Source organism: Streptomyces xinghaiensis S187, from assembly GCF_000220705.2.
GTDB lineage: Bacteria > Actinomycetota > Actinomycetes > Streptomycetales > Streptomycetaceae > Streptomyces > Streptomyces xinghaiensis.
Map to the genome: position 1 here is coordinate 4,048,713 of NZ_CP023202.1, position 17,182 is coordinate 4,065,894.

12 protein-coding genes are annotated in these 17,182 nt (G+C 71.4%); 8 read left to right on the forward strand and 4 right to left on the reverse strand.

Translation table 11 applies throughout. The annotated features are described in order from the left end of the window. Window positions 1-4 precede the first annotated feature (4 nt). The 3 genes from SXIN_RS17430 to SXIN_RS17440 form a co-directional block, all read right to left on the reverse strand. Window positions 5-685 carry a response regulator transcription factor gene (locus tag SXIN_RS17430; RefSeq protein ID WP_039823709.1) on the reverse strand — a complete coding sequence of 227 codons (681 nt, stop codon included), beginning with the start codon at window positions 683-685 and terminating at the stop codon, window positions 5-7. Beyond that, the gene (locus SXIN_RS17435) at window positions 588-1,946 is read right to left on the reverse strand and encodes a sensor histidine kinase (protein WP_019711224.1); all 1,359 of its coding nucleotides are present in this window, start codon (window positions 1,944-1,946) and stop codon (window positions 588-590) included. The genes SXIN_RS17430 and SXIN_RS17435 overlap by 98 nt, the downstream gene beginning before the upstream one ends. 71 nt (window positions 1,947-2,017) lie before the next feature. Then, window positions 2,018-4,237 carry an MMPL family transporter gene (locus SXIN_RS17440; protein ID WP_095757202.1) on the reverse strand — a complete coding sequence of 740 codons (2,220 nt, stop codon included), beginning with the start codon at window positions 4,235-4,237 and terminating at the stop codon, window positions 2,018-2,020. Window positions 4,238-5,289: 1,052 nt separating this feature from the next. Between SXIN_RS17440 and SXIN_RS32255 the strand changes: the two genes are divergently transcribed. From SXIN_RS32255 to SXIN_RS32265, 3 genes are read left to right on the forward strand one after another with little or no spacing between them, the layout of a single operon-like run. Next, window positions 5,290-5,622 (forward strand): hypothetical protein, encoded by a 333-nt coding sequence (locus SXIN_RS32255; protein WP_238153789.1) that lies wholly within the window; start codon window positions 5,290-5,292, stop codon window positions 5,620-5,622. Further along, window positions 5,607-6,179 (forward strand): DUF222 domain-containing protein, encoded by a 573-nt coding sequence (locus SXIN_RS32260; protein ID WP_238153790.1) that lies wholly within the window; start codon window positions 5,607-5,609, stop codon window positions 6,177-6,179. The genes SXIN_RS32255 and SXIN_RS32260 overlap by 16 nt, the downstream gene beginning before the upstream one ends. After that, a complete protein-coding gene (locus SXIN_RS32265) occupies window positions 6,163-6,627 on the forward strand; it encodes an HNH endonuclease signature motif containing protein (RefSeq protein ID WP_238153791.1) in 465 nt (154 codons plus the stop codon). Before SXIN_RS32260 ends, SXIN_RS32265 begins: the two co-directional genes overlap by 17 nt. A gap of 882 nt (window positions 6,628-7,509) precedes the next feature. Here the strand turns inward: SXIN_RS32265 and SXIN_RS17450 are convergent. Then, a complete protein-coding gene (locus SXIN_RS17450) occupies window positions 7,510-8,652 on the reverse strand; it encodes a PP2C family protein-serine/threonine phosphatase (RefSeq protein WP_019711222.1) in 1,143 nt (380 codons plus the stop codon). A 728-nt stretch (window positions 8,653-9,380) separates the two neighbouring features. On the opposite strand from SXIN_RS17450, the gene SXIN_RS17455 reads away from it, so the two are divergent. The 5 genes from SXIN_RS17455 (at window position 9,381) to SXIN_RS17475 (ending at window position 17,125) form a co-directional block, all read left to right on the forward strand. Continuing rightward, entirely contained in the window at window positions 9,381-10,217 is an 837-nt protein-coding gene (locus SXIN_RS17455) for a TIGR03084 family metal-binding protein (RefSeq protein ID WP_039823703.1), read from the forward strand. Next, window positions 10,214-11,953 (forward strand): acyclic terpene utilization AtuA family protein, encoded by a 1,740-nt coding sequence (locus tag SXIN_RS17460; protein WP_019711220.1) that lies wholly within the window; start codon window positions 10,214-10,216, stop codon window positions 11,951-11,953. Before SXIN_RS17455 ends, SXIN_RS17460 begins: the two co-directional genes overlap by 4 nt. Window positions 11,954-12,047: 94 nt before the next feature. Further along, complete coding sequence (locus SXIN_RS17465; RefSeq protein ID WP_019711219.1) at window positions 12,048-13,643, forward strand: acyl-CoA carboxylase subunit beta; 1,596 nt, start codon at window positions 12,048-12,050, stop codon at window positions 13,641-13,643. 11 nt (window positions 13,644-13,654) lie between these two features. Next, window positions 13,655-15,643 (forward strand): acetyl/propionyl/methylcrotonyl-CoA carboxylase subunit alpha, encoded by a 1,989-nt coding sequence (locus tag SXIN_RS17470; protein ID WP_095757203.1) that lies wholly within the window; start codon window positions 13,655-13,657, stop codon window positions 15,641-15,643. Window positions 15,644-15,862: 219 nt separating this feature from the next. Continuing rightward, window positions 15,863-17,125, forward strand: a complete 1,263-nt coding sequence (locus SXIN_RS17475; protein ID WP_019711217.1) for an acyl-CoA dehydrogenase family protein — start codon at window positions 15,863-15,865, stop codon at window positions 17,123-17,125. Window positions 17,126-17,182 lie beyond the last annotated feature (57 nt).

A 17,182-nucleotide genomic window follows, 5' to 3' on the forward strand; every position in this document is an offset into this window, starting at 1 on the left:
GCGGTCAGGGCGTGAGCGGAGTCACCTGCACCAAGCCTGTCTGGTAGGCGATGACGACCAGTTGGGCGCGGTCGCGGGCGCCGAGTTTCGCCATCGCGCGGTAGATGTGGGTGCGTACGGTCAGCGGGCTGAGTGTCAGTGTCTCGGCGATCTCGGTGTTGGACTTGCCCTCGGCGGCCATGGCCATGGTTTCGCGTTCGCGAGCGGTGAGTTCCGACAGCTGTTGTGTGGATATTTGCTGCGCGCCGGGGGCGGGTGTCATGAGGAACTTCGCGATGAGGGCGCGGGTGGCGGTGGGGGACAGGAGTGCCTCGCCGGAGGCCACCGTACGCAAGCCGGCAAGCAGGGTGTCGGTGGTGACGTCCTTGCCGAGGAAGCCGCTGGCACCGGCGTGCAGGGCCTGGGCGACGTAGCCCTCGGTCTCGAAGGTGGTCAGGATGAGGACGCGGGTCGTGGACAGTTCCGGGTCGGCGCAGATGGCGGACGTGGCGGCGAGGCCGTCCATACCCGGCATACGGATGTCCATGAGGACGATGTCGGGGTGGTGGGCGCGGGCCAGGTCCACAGCTTCCGCACCGTCGGAGGCTTCACCGACCACGGTCATGTCCTCGCAGGAGTCGATCAGCATCCGGAAGGTCGCCCGTAGCAAGGTCTGGTCGTCGGCGAGCAGCACTTTGATGGTCATGCTTGTTCTCCTGTGCGTCCTCTGTGGCTTCCGACGACGGTTCGGGTGTGGCGGGCGGAAGCGGCAGGCTGGTGGAGACCTCGAAGCCGCCTTCCGGGAGGGGCCCCGCACGGGACTCGCCGCCGACGGTGCGGGCTCGTTCGCGCATGCCCATGATGCCGAAGCCCTGGCCCGGCGCGGCTGGAGCAACATCGGTGGTACCGGACGGCTCGTCGTTGGTGACCGTGATCAGCAAGCGGGATGCTTCGTAGGCGAGATGTACGTGTGCCGAGTCCGCAGCGGCGTGCTTGGTGGCGTTGGTGAGTGCCTCCTGCACGATCCGGAACGCGGTCAGGTCCACCGCGGGGGTGAGCGGACGGGGCTTGCCCGTCGTGGTGACCGTGACCGTGAGCCCTGCAGACGCACACGTCGAAACCAGCTCGGGCAAGCGGGCGAGGCCAGGAGAGGGCGCCAGCGATGCGGAGGCCGGGGCGCCGGTGTTGCGCAGCGGTCCCAGCATGGCCTTCAGCTCGCGCAGTGCGGAAGACGTGGTGTCGGTCAGGCTGGTGAGAATCTTCTTCGTCCGCTGTGGATCAGTGAGCGCGAAGTGGGCGGCCGTGCCTGCCTGGGCGTTGGCCAAGGCCAGGTGATGAGCCACGACGTCGTGCAGCTCATGGGCGATGCGCATGCGCTCTTCTGTGACGCGCAGCCGTGCCTCCTCTTCCCGCGAACGCTCGGCATGTTCGGCGCGGGCCTGAACCGACGCCAGGTAGGCGCGCCGCAGTCTGGTCGTGCTGCCGGCGGCGAGCGGCAGCAGCAGCCAGAAGCAGTAGCCGATGGACCGTGGTACGGGGGAAGAAGCGTAGGTGGGGTCAAAGATCGCTGACGTGGCCATCAGGGCCACTGCCGTGGCGACACTGTGGAGGCGTGCGGTCTTGAGGCCGGTGTGGGTGGTCAACCAGTACATCGCCGCCATGAGGGGAGCCAGCAGCAGAGGGGTCAGCACGTATCCCAGCGCGGTGACGGCCACGGTGCACACCGCGTTCACGACGGTGACGGTCCGCGGATGGCTTCGGTGTCCGAACAGGGCGAGACATGAGGCTCCCAGGATGACGAGGACGGTGGTGTCCCGCTGGGGTGGGGCAGCGCCGGGCCTGGTGAGACCGCTGCCTACGATCGCGCAGGCCATCAGCACCAGGACCAGGACCGTGTCGACGGCGCGAGGATGACGGCCGGCGTATCGCTCGAAGCGGTCGGTGTAACGCTCAGGGCTGGTACTCATACGTTCTCCGGTCGGTGCTCTGTAACACGTCGCTGCCCCCAGGCGGACCGGGCAGAGAAGAAGCGGTGGTGTCAGGTGCGGGACACCTCCCGACCGGTCGTGGCCCCGACCGATTGCGGGCCTGCCTCGGCGGGCCGCTGGTCGAGTGCCTCGCCCTCCACGTCGATGCGGGGCAGCAGCTTGTCCAGTCGGCCCGGCAGCCACCACGCCTTGTGGCCGAGAAGGGCAAGGACGGCGGGCACGATCGCCATCCGTACGACGAAGGCGTCGAACAGGATGGCTGAGGCGAGTCCGAACCCGATCATCTTGATCATGGAGTCGCTCTCACCGATGAATCCGGCGAAGACCGCGATCATGATCAGTGCGGCGGCCACGACGACCCGAGCGCTGTGCCGGAATCCGCTGATGACCGCCTGGCGGGGCGATTCGCCGTGGACGTACGCCTCGCGCATCCGGGAGACAAGGAAGACCTCGTAGTCCATGGCCAGACCGAAGACGATGCCCACCAGGAAGATCGGCATCAGACTCATGATCGGGCCGGTGTGCTCCGCTCCCAGCAGTTCGGCGCCGAGCCCCTGCTGGAAGACGAGAACGACCACACCCAGGGAGGCCAGCACCGACAAAAGGTATCCGAGGGCCGCCTTCAACGGGACGAGTACGGACCGGAAGACCAGCAGCAGCAGTACGATCGCGAGGCCCACAACAACGATCAGATAGGGGACCAGAGCGGACTGCACCTTCCCGGCGATGTCGATGTCGACAGCGGTGGTGCCGGTGACAGCGAACGTCACCCCGGTCCGGGACTCGATCGCGGACCGGTCGTCCCGGATGGACGTCACCAGGTTCTTGGTCTTCTCGTCGGTCGGTGCCGTGGACGGCACGGCTTGGAAGACAGCCGTGTCTCCTGCCGCGTTGAAGCGGGGCGAGGAGACGGAGACGACCCCCTCGGTGGCGCCGATCTGCCGTGTGACGGACTTGACGGCGCCTTTCGCGTCCGTGTTGCCCCGGGCGTCCACGACGACGGTCAAGGGTCCGTTGGAGCCCGGCCCGAAGGCCTCGGCCAGTGCATCGTATGCCCGACGCTCGGTGGTGGAGGTCGGTTTGGCCTCGTCCCCGGGGTTACCGAGTTGCAGGTCCATGGCCGGCAGTGCGAGAGCCCCAAGGCCTGCCACGCCCACGAGCAGCACAGGCAGCGGACGCCGCAGCACGAACCGCGCCCAGCGGGTGCCCCAGTTGTCTCGGGTGCTCTGCTGCTCGATCCGTCCGCCCTTACGGGCCCGCCGCGTGAGAACGGTGTTCGGCCAGAAGCCGAGGAGCGCCGGGACCAGAGTCAGGGCGATCAGTACGGCGATGGTGACCGCGCCGGCCGCGGCCAGACCCATCTTGGTGAGCATCGGGATCCCCACGACCGACAGTCCGGCCAGCGCGATGACCACGGTGAGCCCGGCGAACACCACCGCGGACCCGGCCGTGCCGACCGCGAGCCCGACCGCCTCCTGCGGCGCATGGCCCCGGGCGCGCTCCTCGCGATAGCGGGAGACGACGAACAGAGCGTAGTCAATGCCGACCGCGAGGCCCAGCATCATCGCCAGGATGCTCGTCGTCGCGGACAGGCCGAGCGCGTGGGACAGTGCCAGGATGCCGGCCAGGCTGACCCCGACGCCGATCAGGGCGGTCACCAACGGCAGCCCCGCCGCGGCGAGCGAGCCGAAGGTGACCAGCAGGACGACGGCAGCCAGAGCGACACCGATCAGTTCGGCCGCGCCGCCCGGTCCGCCGCCCGCGTCCAGGGCCTTTCCGCCCACCTCGACGGTCAGCCCGGCCGCCTGAGCGCTGTGGACGGCCTCCTCCAGTCGGCTCTTGGCGGCGTCGGTGAGTTCCTTGGCCCCGACCGTGTAGGTGACGGTCGCATACGCCGTCCCGCCGTCCCTGCTCAGGGTCTTCGACCGGAACGGGTCGGATGCGCTCACGACCTGTGGGCCGTCGGCCAGAAAAGCCACGGTCTTCTCGACGGCCTGCTTGTTCCCAGGGTCGGTGATCTGCTCTCCGCTCGGTGCGACGAACACGATCCGGGCGGTCGCACCATCGGCGGCGGTTCCCGGGAAACGCTGTTCCATCAGGTCGAATGCCGTCTGGGATTCGATACCCGGCATGGAGAACCCCTTGTCGGACGCCGCCGGAGCCTTGAGAGCGCTGAGCCCGGCGAAAGCCAGAACGGCCGCCCAGATCAGAGCAACGTACCAACGTTTGCGAAAGGCCAGACGGCCTACTCGATGAAGAAAAAGAGCCACGGCAGGAGGCCTCCAAGCAGGTGTTTGTTGTCCGCACAGCCTCTCCGGACGCGGCCGCCCTGTCGTCGTACGCCTGCTGGCAGTTGCTGCTACTGAACCTGTAGTAGAGACCTGCCGAATGGCACGGACGCGGGTGAGCGGGTGAGGGGACCGCGCTGATCCCGGGCGCCCACCGCACAGCACGCAGATCAGGGGGAACGGCTGGAATGTCGGAGCGACGACCGAACCGCAGATGACGGCGCTGCCGGTCCCGTTGGCCGTGCTACGGCACATGGCTGAGCGAGTAGGCCGGCCTCCCGATCTGCGGATGACGGACTCGGGTGCGGCGAGACGAAGACGCCGGTACCGGGGCTTCCCTGCGTCGCAGGCTGGTTCACCTCGAATGGTCGCGCCGCGCTGCCGCACGGAATCGACGCCTCCGAGCGGTCGCAACGGCGCTGACACACAGCGTGTGCGTCGGTGCGCTGCCGGTGGACGCGTACGGGCGGTGGGTGGTTGCGGTTACGGCGCCGGGTGGGCGGCGCGATGGTGATGGCGGGTGCGTCGCGGGCCGACGGGTGTCGTTTGGGTGGGGGTTACGGCGTCCGTGCTGGGGGTGGGCCGGTGGTCGGTCGTCTATCCGGTGCCGTGCGCGCCCGGGGTCGTTGGAAAAGCGTTGGCGTGGCTGGTGCCGGTGGGGGTGCGCGGAAGCACACGCGCGCCTGGGTTCTTCGGCTTCCCGTGCGTTGTGGCGGGCTGTCGGTGGTGGCGGTCGCGGGTGGTGATTGTCGGTGGCTGCTGTGGTCGTGTCGGTTGTCGCCGGGATGAGGTCGGTGTGAGGCCCCGGTTCTCCGGCACGTCGGCGGCCGCGTTCGGAGTGCTGGCAGTCCGTGGTGGTGCTGATATGGGACGGGGGCGATAGGTGGAGTTCCCGGGTCCGCTTTCGCTCACTCGTTCGGGTGGTTCCGTGTCCTGGACCTGGATTCATCACCGTCCGTGACGGAAAATAGGGGGTAGGAACTCGCTGCGTGAGGGCGGGAGTTCACACGGGTGATCCGGACGGGGGGAATGTCATGCAGGCCACGCTGCTCGACCACGACGAGACCGAAACAACCGGCCCGCGGGGAGGGCCGGTGACGGCGGATGAGTGGGCCGCGCACCTGGCCACGGCTGTGCCGGGTCCGCAGACGGCGGCGATGCTCGGCCTGTTGGAGCGCGAGCAGCTTTCCACCACGGGGCGGATCGATGCTTTGAAGGCCTGGGAGCGGCACACCTCCTGGATTCAGGCGCAGCAGGTGGGTCTGCTGGCGGATATCGAGGCGGATGCTCTGGATGCGAGGCCGGATGGGAGGGCTGGGCGGACTATGACTGGGACTTCGCCTGTGAGGATGTGGCCTGTGCGTTGAAGCTGTCGGGGAACACGGCCGCGGAGCGTCTGGCGGTGGCCACCGCCCTGGAGGGCCGTTTCCCCACCACCGTGGGCCTGTTGGAGCGTGGGGAGATCTGTTATCTGCAGGCGAAGGCGGTGACGGAGGTCACCGGCACCCTGGACCCGGAGGCCGCCGGGCGGGTGGAGGCCATGGTGCTGCCCAAGATGCCGGGCCAGTCCGTCGGCCAGACCCGGCGGGCGTTGAACCGTGCGGTGCTGCGGGCGGATCCGCTGGGGGCGGAGGTGCGGCATCGCCGGCGGCGGGAGGACCGCACGATCTGGCACCGTGCGACCGAGGACGGTATGGCCACCTGGACCGCGTTCCTCCCCACCCCGCAAGCCGCGCAGTTGGATGCTGCCGTCGATGCGCACGCCGCCACGTTCGGCGATGACGGGCGCACGCTGAACCAGAAGCGGGTGGACGCCCTGTATGACCTGGTCGTCAACCGCCCCGCCGGAGACGCGACCCCCGGTGGCCGGTCGGCGGCAGTGGTCCATGACGGTGTCCCTCGACACGTTGATCGGGGCGGATGAGGAGCCCGGACACCTCAAGGGCTACGGGCCGATCAGCGCCACCGCGGCGCGGGAGGTGGCTTTCGCTCCGGGCACGATCTGGCGGCGTCTGATCACCCACCCGAAGACCGGGCTGCTGGTCAAGACCGATCCGACCACCTACAAGCCCACCGCCGAGACCCAACGCCACGTCACCGCCCGCGACATGACCTGCACCTTCCCCTCCTGCCAGATGCCCGCCCACCGCTGCGACCTGGACCACATCCAGCCCTTCAACCACGAGAACCCGCAAGCGGGCGGGGTGACGGAGCCGGACAATCTGATGCCGCTGTGCCGACGCCACCACCTGCTGAAACACCGCACCGAATGGCAGGTGCAGCGCAACCCCGACACCGGCGAAGTCACCTGGACCGCACCGACGGGCCACACCTACACCAACCCACCCCAGCCCCTCGCCCACATCACGTAGCCGCCGCCCCTCGGGAGCCACCGGCGCCAGCCCCTCCGCCACCGTGCGGAGGGGCCCACACCCCTGCCCGAAACCAGAACCTGACGCCCACCCTGCGCGGCCACCGGGCGGGCAACACCCGGCCGGGGCCATGCGTGCACCTCGACAGCGAGCACCGGCGAACGACACCCACCCCTCGGCCTCAACGCGTAGGCGCCGTTTTCACCATCCACCGGCCGGCAGCCGGGGAAAGCGGAGAGCTCCGAGCCCCGTACCGTCAGCCGCCATGACCGTCACCACCGACAGCCCGCCACAACGCACGGGAGGCCGAAGAACCCAGGCGCGCGTGTGCTTCCGCGCACCCCCACCGGCACCAGCCACGCCATGCTTTTCAAGCCGTCCCCGGGCGCGCACGGCACCGGATAGACGACCGACCACGGGGCCGCCCCCGACACGGATGCCGTAACCCACACCACCACGACAACGGGCAGCCCGCGACGCAAGCGCCACCACCATCGCGCCGCCCACCCGGCGCCGTAACCCCAACCAGCACGCCACAGGGCGGTCGCCCCGCACTTCCGCTCCCACCCAGCCCAGTCCGCCCAGCGCGCCCGGCCACTGCACCTCACGTCCGCGCGACCGTCGCCACCACCAAACCGGAAGCGACAGCGGGGACTGCACCTATGCGGGCAGGGCCGGGCCGACGTGTGCTCCCAGGCTGGAGAAACGCTCGACAGTAGATGCCGGAGGGGCAGCCGGACGGGTATCTGTGCTATGCCGAGAACCGGTCATCCGGCCGACGTGGCGACGGCGGCCCGGCCCCAGGGCGTGGCGTGAGACTGCCGGACTTGCAGGGTGTCGGGATGCCGAGATGCCGAACCCGCGAACCGGCGGCTTGCCGGGTCACTCCACGGTGGCGAGATGGTCCGCTGCGCCCCCGCGCCACTCGATCAGGAAGAGCGTCGCGTCATCGCTGGTGCTTCCGCCCCGTTCCCGTTTCAGGGTGTGGGAGAGAGAACGCACCATGGCCCGTACCCCTTCCTCCGTGTGCTCGACGCGGTTGACCCAGGCGATGAGCTGTTCCTCGCCGAACTGCTCTTCGCCCGCCCGGTGCTCCTCGATCACGCCGTCGGTGAAGCACAGAACCCGGTCGCCCCGCTGGAGGATCTGCTCGCTGATCGAAGGCGTTTCACCGCCGAAGCCCACCGGCAGGGTGGTCGGGCTGTCCAGTCGCCGGACGACCTGGTGGTTGCGGATCAGCAGGGGGGCCGGATGGCCCGCGTTGACCCATTGCAGGTGACCTGTGGTGATGTCCAGACGCATCATCTGCGCTGTGACGAAGTGTTCGGTCCCGAACTGCTCCGCAATGGCCTGGTCCATGAAGGAGTAGATCCCGGCCAGTCCCACATCGGCGCGTCTGGCGTGCCGATAGACGCCGATGGCGACGGTTGCCATGGTGGCGGCGCGGAGGCCGTGGCCCATCGCGTCGATCACGGCCAGGTGCAGGATGTCGTCGTTAAGGGCGTAGTCGAAGCTGTCACCGGCGACGTTGTAGGCGGGCTCGAGGATCCCCGCGACGGCGACCTGGGGAACAGCCATGGCCAGCGGGGGCAGCAGCGACCATTGGATCTCCGCGGACACGCTCATCGGTTCGAGCCGCCGGGCCTGGAAGAACTGGTCGGTGTAGCTGTGCTTGGTCACCAGCATGTCGGCGACCAGACCGGCGAGTCTGCGCAGCAGCCTCCTGTCGTCGTCATCAACGACGGACAGGGTGAGGGCCATCACTCCCACCTGGTCGCTGCCGTCCAGCAAGGGCAGGAACATGCGGACACCGTCAGCCTGGGGAACCTCGATGGCCACGCCGTGCAGGAAGGATGCGCCCGCGGGGGAGTCACCGATCGGCTCGGGTTCGCCGACGACCAGCCGCCTGCCCGGTAGCGGCACCAGCATCTGCTGCGCGTAGTCCTGCAGGAGGATCGAGACGTCGCGGCCACCGACCTTGGCGACCTCTTCCGCGATCAATGGGGCGATGAGCTGGGGCGGCATCTCGTGGGCCCGGTCCAGCAGCAGCCCCAGCAGCCGCTCGCCGAACCCCTCCGACCGGTTCGTGGGTCCTCGCCGGGCCGGTTCTCATCCACTGCCATGGCCGGTGGCCCTTTCGTTGCGTGGTCTGCGCGCGGGGAGTGGTTCGCAGACCGGTGCGGCTGCCGTCCCGGCCCCCGAACGCAGCACCGGGGCCGGGGCGGCAGCTTTCCGTTTCCCGTGCCCGGCACAGACCCGCGCGCTCCGGCGCCTTGTGTTCCGTCCGGTGTTCGCAGCGGATCCACTCGGAGGCCCGTTCACGTGATCTGCGCACACGGGCTCCCGGCAGGGTCGTGGTCACTGTGCCTCAGCGTGACGCGGTTGAGCGGCTCAGCAAGCCATTAGGCCGGATGCGGCATGTCATATCGGCATGTCATTCCGGCATGGGGTGCGAGGGGGCGCAGAAAATAAGGCAAGCACGCTTGCTTGTTTCTTGTTCTGCTGCCACAGTCGGTCCACGCCGCGCCGTTGCGCCGCCCCGGCAGCCAACCGGTCGGCGGAACGGTCGGCCGGGTACCGCCCCCGCCCACCCGGCCCGTATCAAGCCGTCCGGGCAACAGCGCACGTCAACAGCAGTCCTTGTCCCGCCTCCCGGGCCCACGCGTGCGGCGCCTGTAGCCCGCAACTTCTCCGCGCACCTCCGTACACCTCCGTAGACCTCCGTCTCCGCCGTCCGTACAAGGGAGCACCCCGTGGCCGATCCAGCAGCCGTGCTCGGCGATCTCCACGCCGAGGGCCAGGAGTTGGAGCAGCTTGTCGCACCGCTCGCCGCCGAGCGCTGGAGCTTGCCGACCCCCGCACCCGGGTGGACCGTCGCGCACCAGATCGCCCACCTCGCCTGGACCGACGAGCGTGCCCTGCTCGCGGCCACCGACCCCGAAGCCTTCGCCGAGGACGCGGCCCAGGCGCTCGCCTCGCCCGAGACCTTCGTCGACGACGGTGCCCAGCGGCTGGTCGACGAGCTACCGCCCGCAGCCCTCCTCGACCGCTGGCGTACGGGCCGCGCCACCCTTCACCGCGCCCTCGCCGGCCGGCCCGCCGGGGTCCGCCTCCCCTGGTACGGGCCGCCGATGAGCGTGGCCTCGATGGCCACGGCCCGCCTGATGGAGACCTGGGCCCACGGACAGGACGTGGCCGACGCGCTCGGGGTCCGCCGTGAGCCGACGGCCCGGCTGCGCCATGTCGTACGGATCGGCGTGCGGGCCCGCGACTACGCGTACACGGTGCACGGGCTCGTACCGCCCGCCGAGGAGTTCCGGGTGGAACTGACGGCCCCGGACGGGGACGTGTGGGCGTTCGGGCCCGAGGACGCCGCGCAGCGCGTCACCGGCCCCGCCCTGGACTTCTGTCTGCTGGCCACCCAGCGGGCGCACCGCTCCGAGCTGGCCCTGCACGCCGAAGGCGCGGACGCCGAGCACTGGCTGGGTATTGCCCAGGCGTTCGCCGGGCCGCCCGGCAAGGGGCGCGAACCGGCAGTCGTGGAGACGACCGGTGGGGGCAGCGCCGAGGGCGCGGGAGGCGTCCGGTGACCGGGTCCGGGACCAGGACTCCCCTCCGTATCGGCAACGCCTCGGGCTTCTACGGCGACCGGTTCGCCGCCCTCCGCGAGATGCTGACCGGCGGCCCGCTGGACGTCCTCACCGGTGACTACCTGGCCGAGCTGACCATGCTCATCCTGGGCCGCGACCGCCTCAAGGACCCCTCCCGCGGCTACGCCAAGACCTTCCTGCGCCAGCTGGAGGAGGGCCTCGGTCTCGCCGCCGAACGGGGCGTGAAGATCGTCACCAACGCCGGGGGCCTGAACCCCGCCGGGCTCGCCGACGCGATCCGGGCCCTCTCCGAGCGCGTCGGCGTCCCCGTGCGGGTCGCGCACGTCGAGGGCGACGACCTTCTGCACCGTGCCGGTCGGCACGATGGGGAAGGCGAGGGCTGGGGCGAGGGCGTTCTCACCGCCAACGCCTACCTCGGCGGTGCCGGTATCGCCGCCTGCCTGCGCGCGGGGGCCGACGTGGTGGTCACCGGCCGGGTCACGGACGCCGCGCTCGTCACCGGCCCGGCCGCCGCGCACTTCGGCTGGGCGCCCGACGACTGGGACGCCCTCGCCGGAGCGGTCGTCGCCGGGCACGTCCTCGAGTGCGGCACCCAGGCGACCGGCGGCAACTACGCCTTCTTCACCCGGCACGACCTCCCGTCCCTGCGCCATCCCGGCTTCCCGGTCGCCGAGCTGCACGCGGACGGCAGCTCCGTCATCACCAAGCACCCGGGCACCGGCGGCGTGGTCACCGCCGGAACGGTCACCGCGCAGCTCCTCTACGAGACGGCTGCCGCACGCTACGCCGGACCGGACGTCACCGCCCGCCTGGACTCCGTACGCCTCGCGCCGGACGGCCCGGACCGGGTACGGATCAGCGGTGTCCGGGGCGAGGCGCCGCCGCCGGCGCTCAAGGCCGGACTGACCCGGATCGGCGGCTGGCGCAACGAGGTCGTCTTCGTGCTGACCGGACTGGACATCGAGGCCAAGGCCCGGCTGGTGCGCGACCAGATGGAGGCCGCGCTGGCGTCCCGCCGTCCCGCCGAGGTGCGCTGGACCCTGGCCCGCACGGACCGCGCCGACGCGCCCGTGGAGGAGGAGGCGAGCGCGCTGCTGCGGCTGGTGGTCCGCGATCCGGACCCGGAGGCGGTCGGCCGCCGGGTCAGCGGGGCGGCCGTGGAGCTCGGGCTGGCCAGTTACCCCGGATTCCACCTCACGGCCCCGCCCGGCCCGGGAGCCCCGTACGGGGTGTTCGAGGCGGTGTTCGTGGACGCGGCCGGGGTACCGCACACGGCCGTACTGCCGGACGGGGAGCGTGTCGCCGTGGAGCCGCCGCCGACGACGCGGCCGCTGGAGGAGGTTCCCGAGCCGCCCCTCCCGGAGCGGCTTCCTCCCGGTCTGCCGACCCGCCGCGCACCGCTCGGGCGGCTCGCCGGGGCGCGCAGCGGGGACAAGGGCGGCAGCGCGAACGTCGGGCTGTGGGCGGAGACGGACCACGCCTGGCGCTGGCTGGCCCATGAGCTGACGGCGGACCGGCTGCGGGAACTCCTGCCCGAAGTACGGGCGTTGCCCGTCACCCGCCATGTGCTGCCGGGGCTGCGTGCCCTGAACTTCACCGTGGACGGCCTGCTGGGCGAGGGCGTCGCCTCCCAGGCCCGCTTCGACCCGCAGGCGAAGGCCCTGGGGGAGTGGCTGCGCGCCCGTCACCTGGACATACCGGAGGTACTGCTGTGACGCACCCGCCGAACCGGCACCCGGACCGGCACCCGGAGCGCCGCCGGAAACCGCGGGCGACGCGGTCGGTGCGGCAGAAGGGGGAGGTCACCCGATGACCGTGCTCCCCTCCGCGCTCGACACCGCCGGCGCCGACTACGCGGCCAACCGCACCGCGATGCTCGCCAAGCTCGCCGAACTCGACGCCGAGCACACCAAGACCCTGGCGGGCGGCGGTGAGAAGTACGTGGCCCGGCACCGGAAGCGGGGCAAGCTGCTCGCCCGCGAGCGGATCGAACTGCTCCTCGACCCGGACACGCCCTTCCTGGAACTCTCCCCGCTCGCCGCCTGGGGCAGCGACTACACCGTGGGCGCCTCCCTCGTCACCGGCATCGGGGTGATCGAGGGCGTCGAATGCCTGATCACCGCCAACGACCCGACCGTGCGCGGCGGTGCCAGCAACCCCTGGACGCTGAAGAAGGCCCTGCGCGCCAACGAGATCGCCTTCGCCAACCGCCTCCCGGTGGTCAGCCTGGTCGAGTCGGGCGGCGCGGATCTGCCCAGCCAGAAGGAGATCTTCATCCCGGGCGGGGCGCTCTTCCGGGACCTCACCCGGCTGTCGGCGGCCGGGATCCCCACCGTCGCCGTGGTCTTCGGCAACTCCACGGCCGGCGGCGCGTACATCCCCGGGATGTCCGACCACACGATCATGGTGAAGGAGCGGGCGAAGGTCTTCCTCGGCGGGCCGCCGCTGGTCAAGATGGCCACGGGCGAGGAGAGCGACGACGAGTCGCTGGGCGGCGCCGAGATGCACGCCCGCACCTCCGGTCTCGCCGACCACTTCGCCGTCGACGAACCCGACGCGCTCCGGCAGGCGCGCCGCGTCGTCGCCCGCCTCAACCACCGCAAGGCGCACCCCGATCCGGGCCCCGCCGGGCCGCCGAAGTACGACGAGGACGAACTGCTCGGCATCGTCCCCGGTGATCTGAGGACTCCGTTCGACCCGCGCGAGGTCATCGCCCGGATCGTCGACGGCTCGGACTTCGACGAGTTCAAGCCGCTCTACGGCAGCAGCCTCGCCACCGGCTGGGCGTCCCTGCACGGCTATCCCGTCGGCATCCTCGCCAACGCCCAGGGGGTGCTGTTCAGCGAGGAGTCGCAGAAGGCGGCGCAGTTCATCCAGCTCGCCAACCAGCGCGACATCCCGCTGGTCTTCCTGCACAACACCACCGGCTACATGGTCGGCAAGGAGTACGAGCAGGGCGGCATCATCAAGCACGGCGCCCAGATGATCAACGCGGTGTCCAACTCCCGGGTTCCACATCTCTCCGTGCTCATGGGTGCCTCCTACGGCGCCGGGCACTACGGCATGTGCGGACGGGCGTACGACCCGCGCTTCCTCTTCGCCTGGCCCAGCGCGAAGTCGGCGGTGATGGGACCGCAGCAGCTCGCGGGCGTCCTGTCGATCGTCGCCCGGGCCTCGGCCGCCGCGAAGGGACAGCCGTACGACGACGACGCGGACGCCGCGCTGCGCGCCATGGTCGAGCAGCAGATCGAATCCGAGTCGCTCCCGTTCTTCCTCTCCGGACGCCTCTACGACGACGGCGTCATCGACCCGCGCGACACCCGCACCGTGCTCGGCCTGTGCCTGTCCGCGATCCACACCGCACCCGTGGAAGGCGCCCGCGGCTTCGGCGTCTTCCGGATGTGAGGGGACGACCCATGCCGAACACAGCCGGCGGCGCGCTCGCCGCCACCAGCCCCGCCCGCCCCCTGCGCACCGTCCTGGTCGCCAACCGCGGCGAGATCGCCTGCCGTATCTTCCGCACCTGCCGCGAGCTGGGCCTCGCCACGGTCGCCGTGCACTCCGACGCCGACGCGGAGGCCCTGCACGTGCGGACCGCCGACGCCGCCGTGCGTCTCCCGGGCGACAGCCCCGCGGACACCTACCTCCGCGGCGACCTGATCGTGAAGGCGGCCCTCACCGCCGGCGCCGACGCGGTCCACCCGGGCTACGGATTCCTCTCCGAGAACGCCGGCTTCGCCCGGCAGGTCCTGGACGCCGGACTGGTGTGGATCGGCCCGCCCCCCGAGGCGATCGACGCGATGGCCTCCAAGACCCGCGCCAAGGACCTCATGGCCGAGGCGGGGGTGCCGCTGCTGCGCCCCGTGGACCCGGACCGGGCGACCGGCTCCGACCTCCCCCTCCTGGTCAAGGCGGCGGCCGGTGGCGGCGGACGCGGCATGCGGCTGGTCCGCGACCTGGCCGACCTCCCCGCCGAACTGGCCGCCGCCTCCGCGGAGGCCGCCTCGGCCTTCGGCGACGGCGAGGTGTTCGCGGAGCCGTACGTGGAGAACGGCCGCCACGTCGAGGTGCAGATCCTGGCCGACACCCACGGCACCGTCTGGGCGCTCGGCACCCGCGACTGCTCACTCCAGCGCCGCCATCAGAAGGTCATCGAGGAGGCCCCCGCCCCCGGTCTGCCGCAGGCGCTGCGCGACACCCTCCACACGGCCGCGGCCGAGGCGGCCCGCGCCATCGGCTACACCGGCGCGGGGACGGTCGAGTTCCTCGTCTCCGCCGCACACCGGGCGTACTTCCTGGAGATGAACACCCGTCTGCAGGTGGAGCACCCGGTGACGGAGGAGGTCTACGGTCTCGACCTCGTCGCCTGGCAGTTCCGTGTCGCCGAGGGTGCCGAGCTGCCCGCCGAGCCGCCCGCGCCCACCGGGCACGCCGTCGAGGCCCGGCTGTACGCGGAGGACCCGTCACGGGACTGGCAGCCCCAGTCCGGGCCGCTGTACCGCCTCGACGTCCCCGGCGTGCGGCTGGACACCGGGTTCACCGGGGGCGACACGATCGGCGTCCACTACGACCCGATGCTGGCGAAGGCGATCGTCCACGCGCCGACGCGGGCCGAGGCGGTCCGCAGGCTGGCCGACGCGCTGGCCCGGGCCCGCGTCCACGGCCCGGTCACCAACCGGGACCTGCTGGTCCGCTCCCTCCGCCACCCGGACTTCGCGGCGGGCCGGCTCGACACCGGCTTCTACGACCGCCATCTGCCGGAACTCACCGGACCGGCGTCCGCCGGGCCCGCGGCGGGCGGCCCGGCGGGCATTTCCGCCCTGGCGGCCGCGCTGGCCGCCACAGCCGCCCGCACCGGTGCCACGGCGGGCCTCCCCGCCCGCCTGGGCGGCTGGCGGAATCTGCCCTCCGGCCACCAGACCACCGTCTACCGCGCCGAGCCCGACGGCACCGCGTACGAGATCCGCCACCGCCTCACCCGGGACGGCCTGGACGCCCCCGGCCATCCGGACGTACGGCTGATCACGGCGGGCGCGGAGCGGGTCACCCTGGAGACCGCCGGGGTCCGCCGCACCTTCGAGGTGGCCGTGTACGGCACCCGGGTCCACGTCGAATCCCCCCTGGGCGCTTGTGCGTTCACCACCGTCCCCCGCTTCCCCGACCCGGCCGCCCGCACCGAGCCGGGCTCGCTGCTGGCTCCCATGCCGGGCACGGTGGTGCGGGTGGCGGACGTCGCCGTCGGCGACCGTGTGGAGCAGGGGCAGCCGCTCCTGTGGCTGGAGGCCATGAAGATGGAGCACCGCATCACGGCCCCCACCCCGGGCACGCTGACGGCCCTGCACGCCGCCCCGGGCCGGCAGGTGGAGGTGGGCGCCCTGCTGGCCGTCGTGTCGGACGGCCCCTGAGCGCGGGTCCGGGCCGGGGGCCGGAGGCCGTCGCAGCGGGGCCGGCGGCTCCGGGGCTTTCCCGGCCCGGCTGCCCGGCCGTCCGGCCGGCCCGTCCCGCCCGTAGCCGCCACCCCGTACTCGTCCGCACCCTCCCGCATCCGTACCCTCCCGCATCCGTCCACACCGTCACCCGTACAGCACGCCCCTCTCCAGCAAGCCCCTCCCGAGGAGGCCCTCATGCCCGTGTCCCCGTCCCCGTCCTCCAGCGCAGTCACCGCGTCCACAGCCCTCGAAACCGACGAACACCGCGCCCTCCGTCAAGCCGTCGCCGCCCTCGGGGCCCGCTACGCCCGCGACTTCTTCACCGGGGACGGCCCCGGCGCCCACTCCGGCCCCGGCGCAGGCCCGGGCGGGAAAGGAGAGCCCACCACCAAGACCCGCCACATCCAGGACCTGTGGCAGGAGGCCGCCAAGCTCGGCTACCTCGGCATCAACCTCCCCGAGGAGTACGGCGGCGGGGGCGCGGGCATCTCCGAACTCGCCATCGTGCTGGAGGAACTGGGGGCGGCCGGCTGCCCGCTCCTCATGCTCGTCGTCTCGCCGTCCATCTGCGGCACGGTCATCGCCCGCTTCGGCACCGAGGAGCAGAAGCGGCAGTGGCTGCCGGGCCTCGCCGACGGCAGCCGCGTGATGTCCTTCGGCATCACCGAGCCCGACGCCGGTTCGAACTCGCACCGGATCACCACCACCGGCCGCCGCGCCGCCGACGGCAGCGGCGACTGGCTGCTCACCGGCCGGAAGGTCTTCATCTCCGGTGTGGACATCTCGGACGCCACGCTGATCGTCGGCCGGGCCGAGGACTCCCGCACCGGCAAGCTCAAGCCCTGCCTGTTCATCGTCCCCCGGGACACCCCCGGGTTCGAGTACCGGCAGATCGACATGGAACTGCACGCCGCCGAGAAGCAGTTCGAGCTGAGCTTCGACGACATCAGGCTGCCCGCCGGGGCGCTCGTCGGCGACGAGGACGCCGGACTGCTCCAGCTCTTCGCGGGGCTCAACCCGGAGCGCATCATGTCGGCCGCGTTCGCCCTCGGGATGGGCCGCTTCGCGCTGGCGAAGGCGGTCGACTACGCCCGTACCCGGCAGGTGTGGAAGGCACCGATCGGCGCGCACCAGGCGATCGCGCACCCGCTCGCGCAGGCGCACATCGAACTCGAACTGGCGCGCCTCATGACGCAGAAGGCGGCCCGCCTGTACGACGCCGGGGACGACATCGGCGCGGGTGAGGCGGCCAACATGGCCAAGTACGCGGCCGCCGAGGCGAACGTCCGGGCGGTGGACCAGGCGGTGCACACGCTCGGCGGCAACGGCCTCACCAAGGAATACGGCCTGGCGCAGCTCGTCACCGCCTCCCGGGTCGCCCGGATCGCCCCGGTGAGCCGGGAAATGATCCTCAACTATGTGTCCCACCAGTCCCTGGGGCTCCCCAAGTCGTACTGAGTCGGCCATCCTTGTGAGCCACCCGCGGGGGCTGTGAGCCGCATCACACGCCGGGGC

Excerpts from the sequence above, each read along its gene's own strand:
- SXIN_RS17465 (WP_019711219.1), top strand. The coding sequence starts at position 12,048 with ATGACCGTGCTCCCCTCCGCGCTCGACACCGCCGGCGCCGACTACGCG.
- SXIN_RS17430 (WP_039823709.1), bottom strand. The coding sequence starts at position 685 with ATGACCATCAAAGTGCTGCTCGCCGACGACCAGACCTTGCTACGGGCG.
- SXIN_RS17435 (WP_019711224.1), bottom strand. The coding sequence starts at position 1,946 with ATGAGTACCAGCCCTGAGCGTTACACCGACCGCTTCGAGCGATACGCC.
- SXIN_RS17475 (WP_019711217.1), top strand. The coding sequence starts at position 15,863 with ATGCCCGTGTCCCCGTCCCCGTCCTCCAGCGCAGTCACCGCGTCCACA.
- SXIN_RS17450 (WP_019711222.1), bottom strand. The coding sequence starts at position 8,652 with ATGCCGCCCCAGCTCATCGCCCCATTGATCGCGGAAGAGGTCGCCAAG.
- SXIN_RS32255 (WP_238153789.1), top strand. The coding sequence starts at position 5,290 with ATGCAGGCCACGCTGCTCGACCACGACGAGACCGAAACAACCGGCCCG.
- SXIN_RS17470 (WP_095757203.1), top strand. The coding sequence starts at position 13,655 with ATGCCGAACACAGCCGGCGGCGCGCTCGCCGCCACCAGCCCCGCCCGC.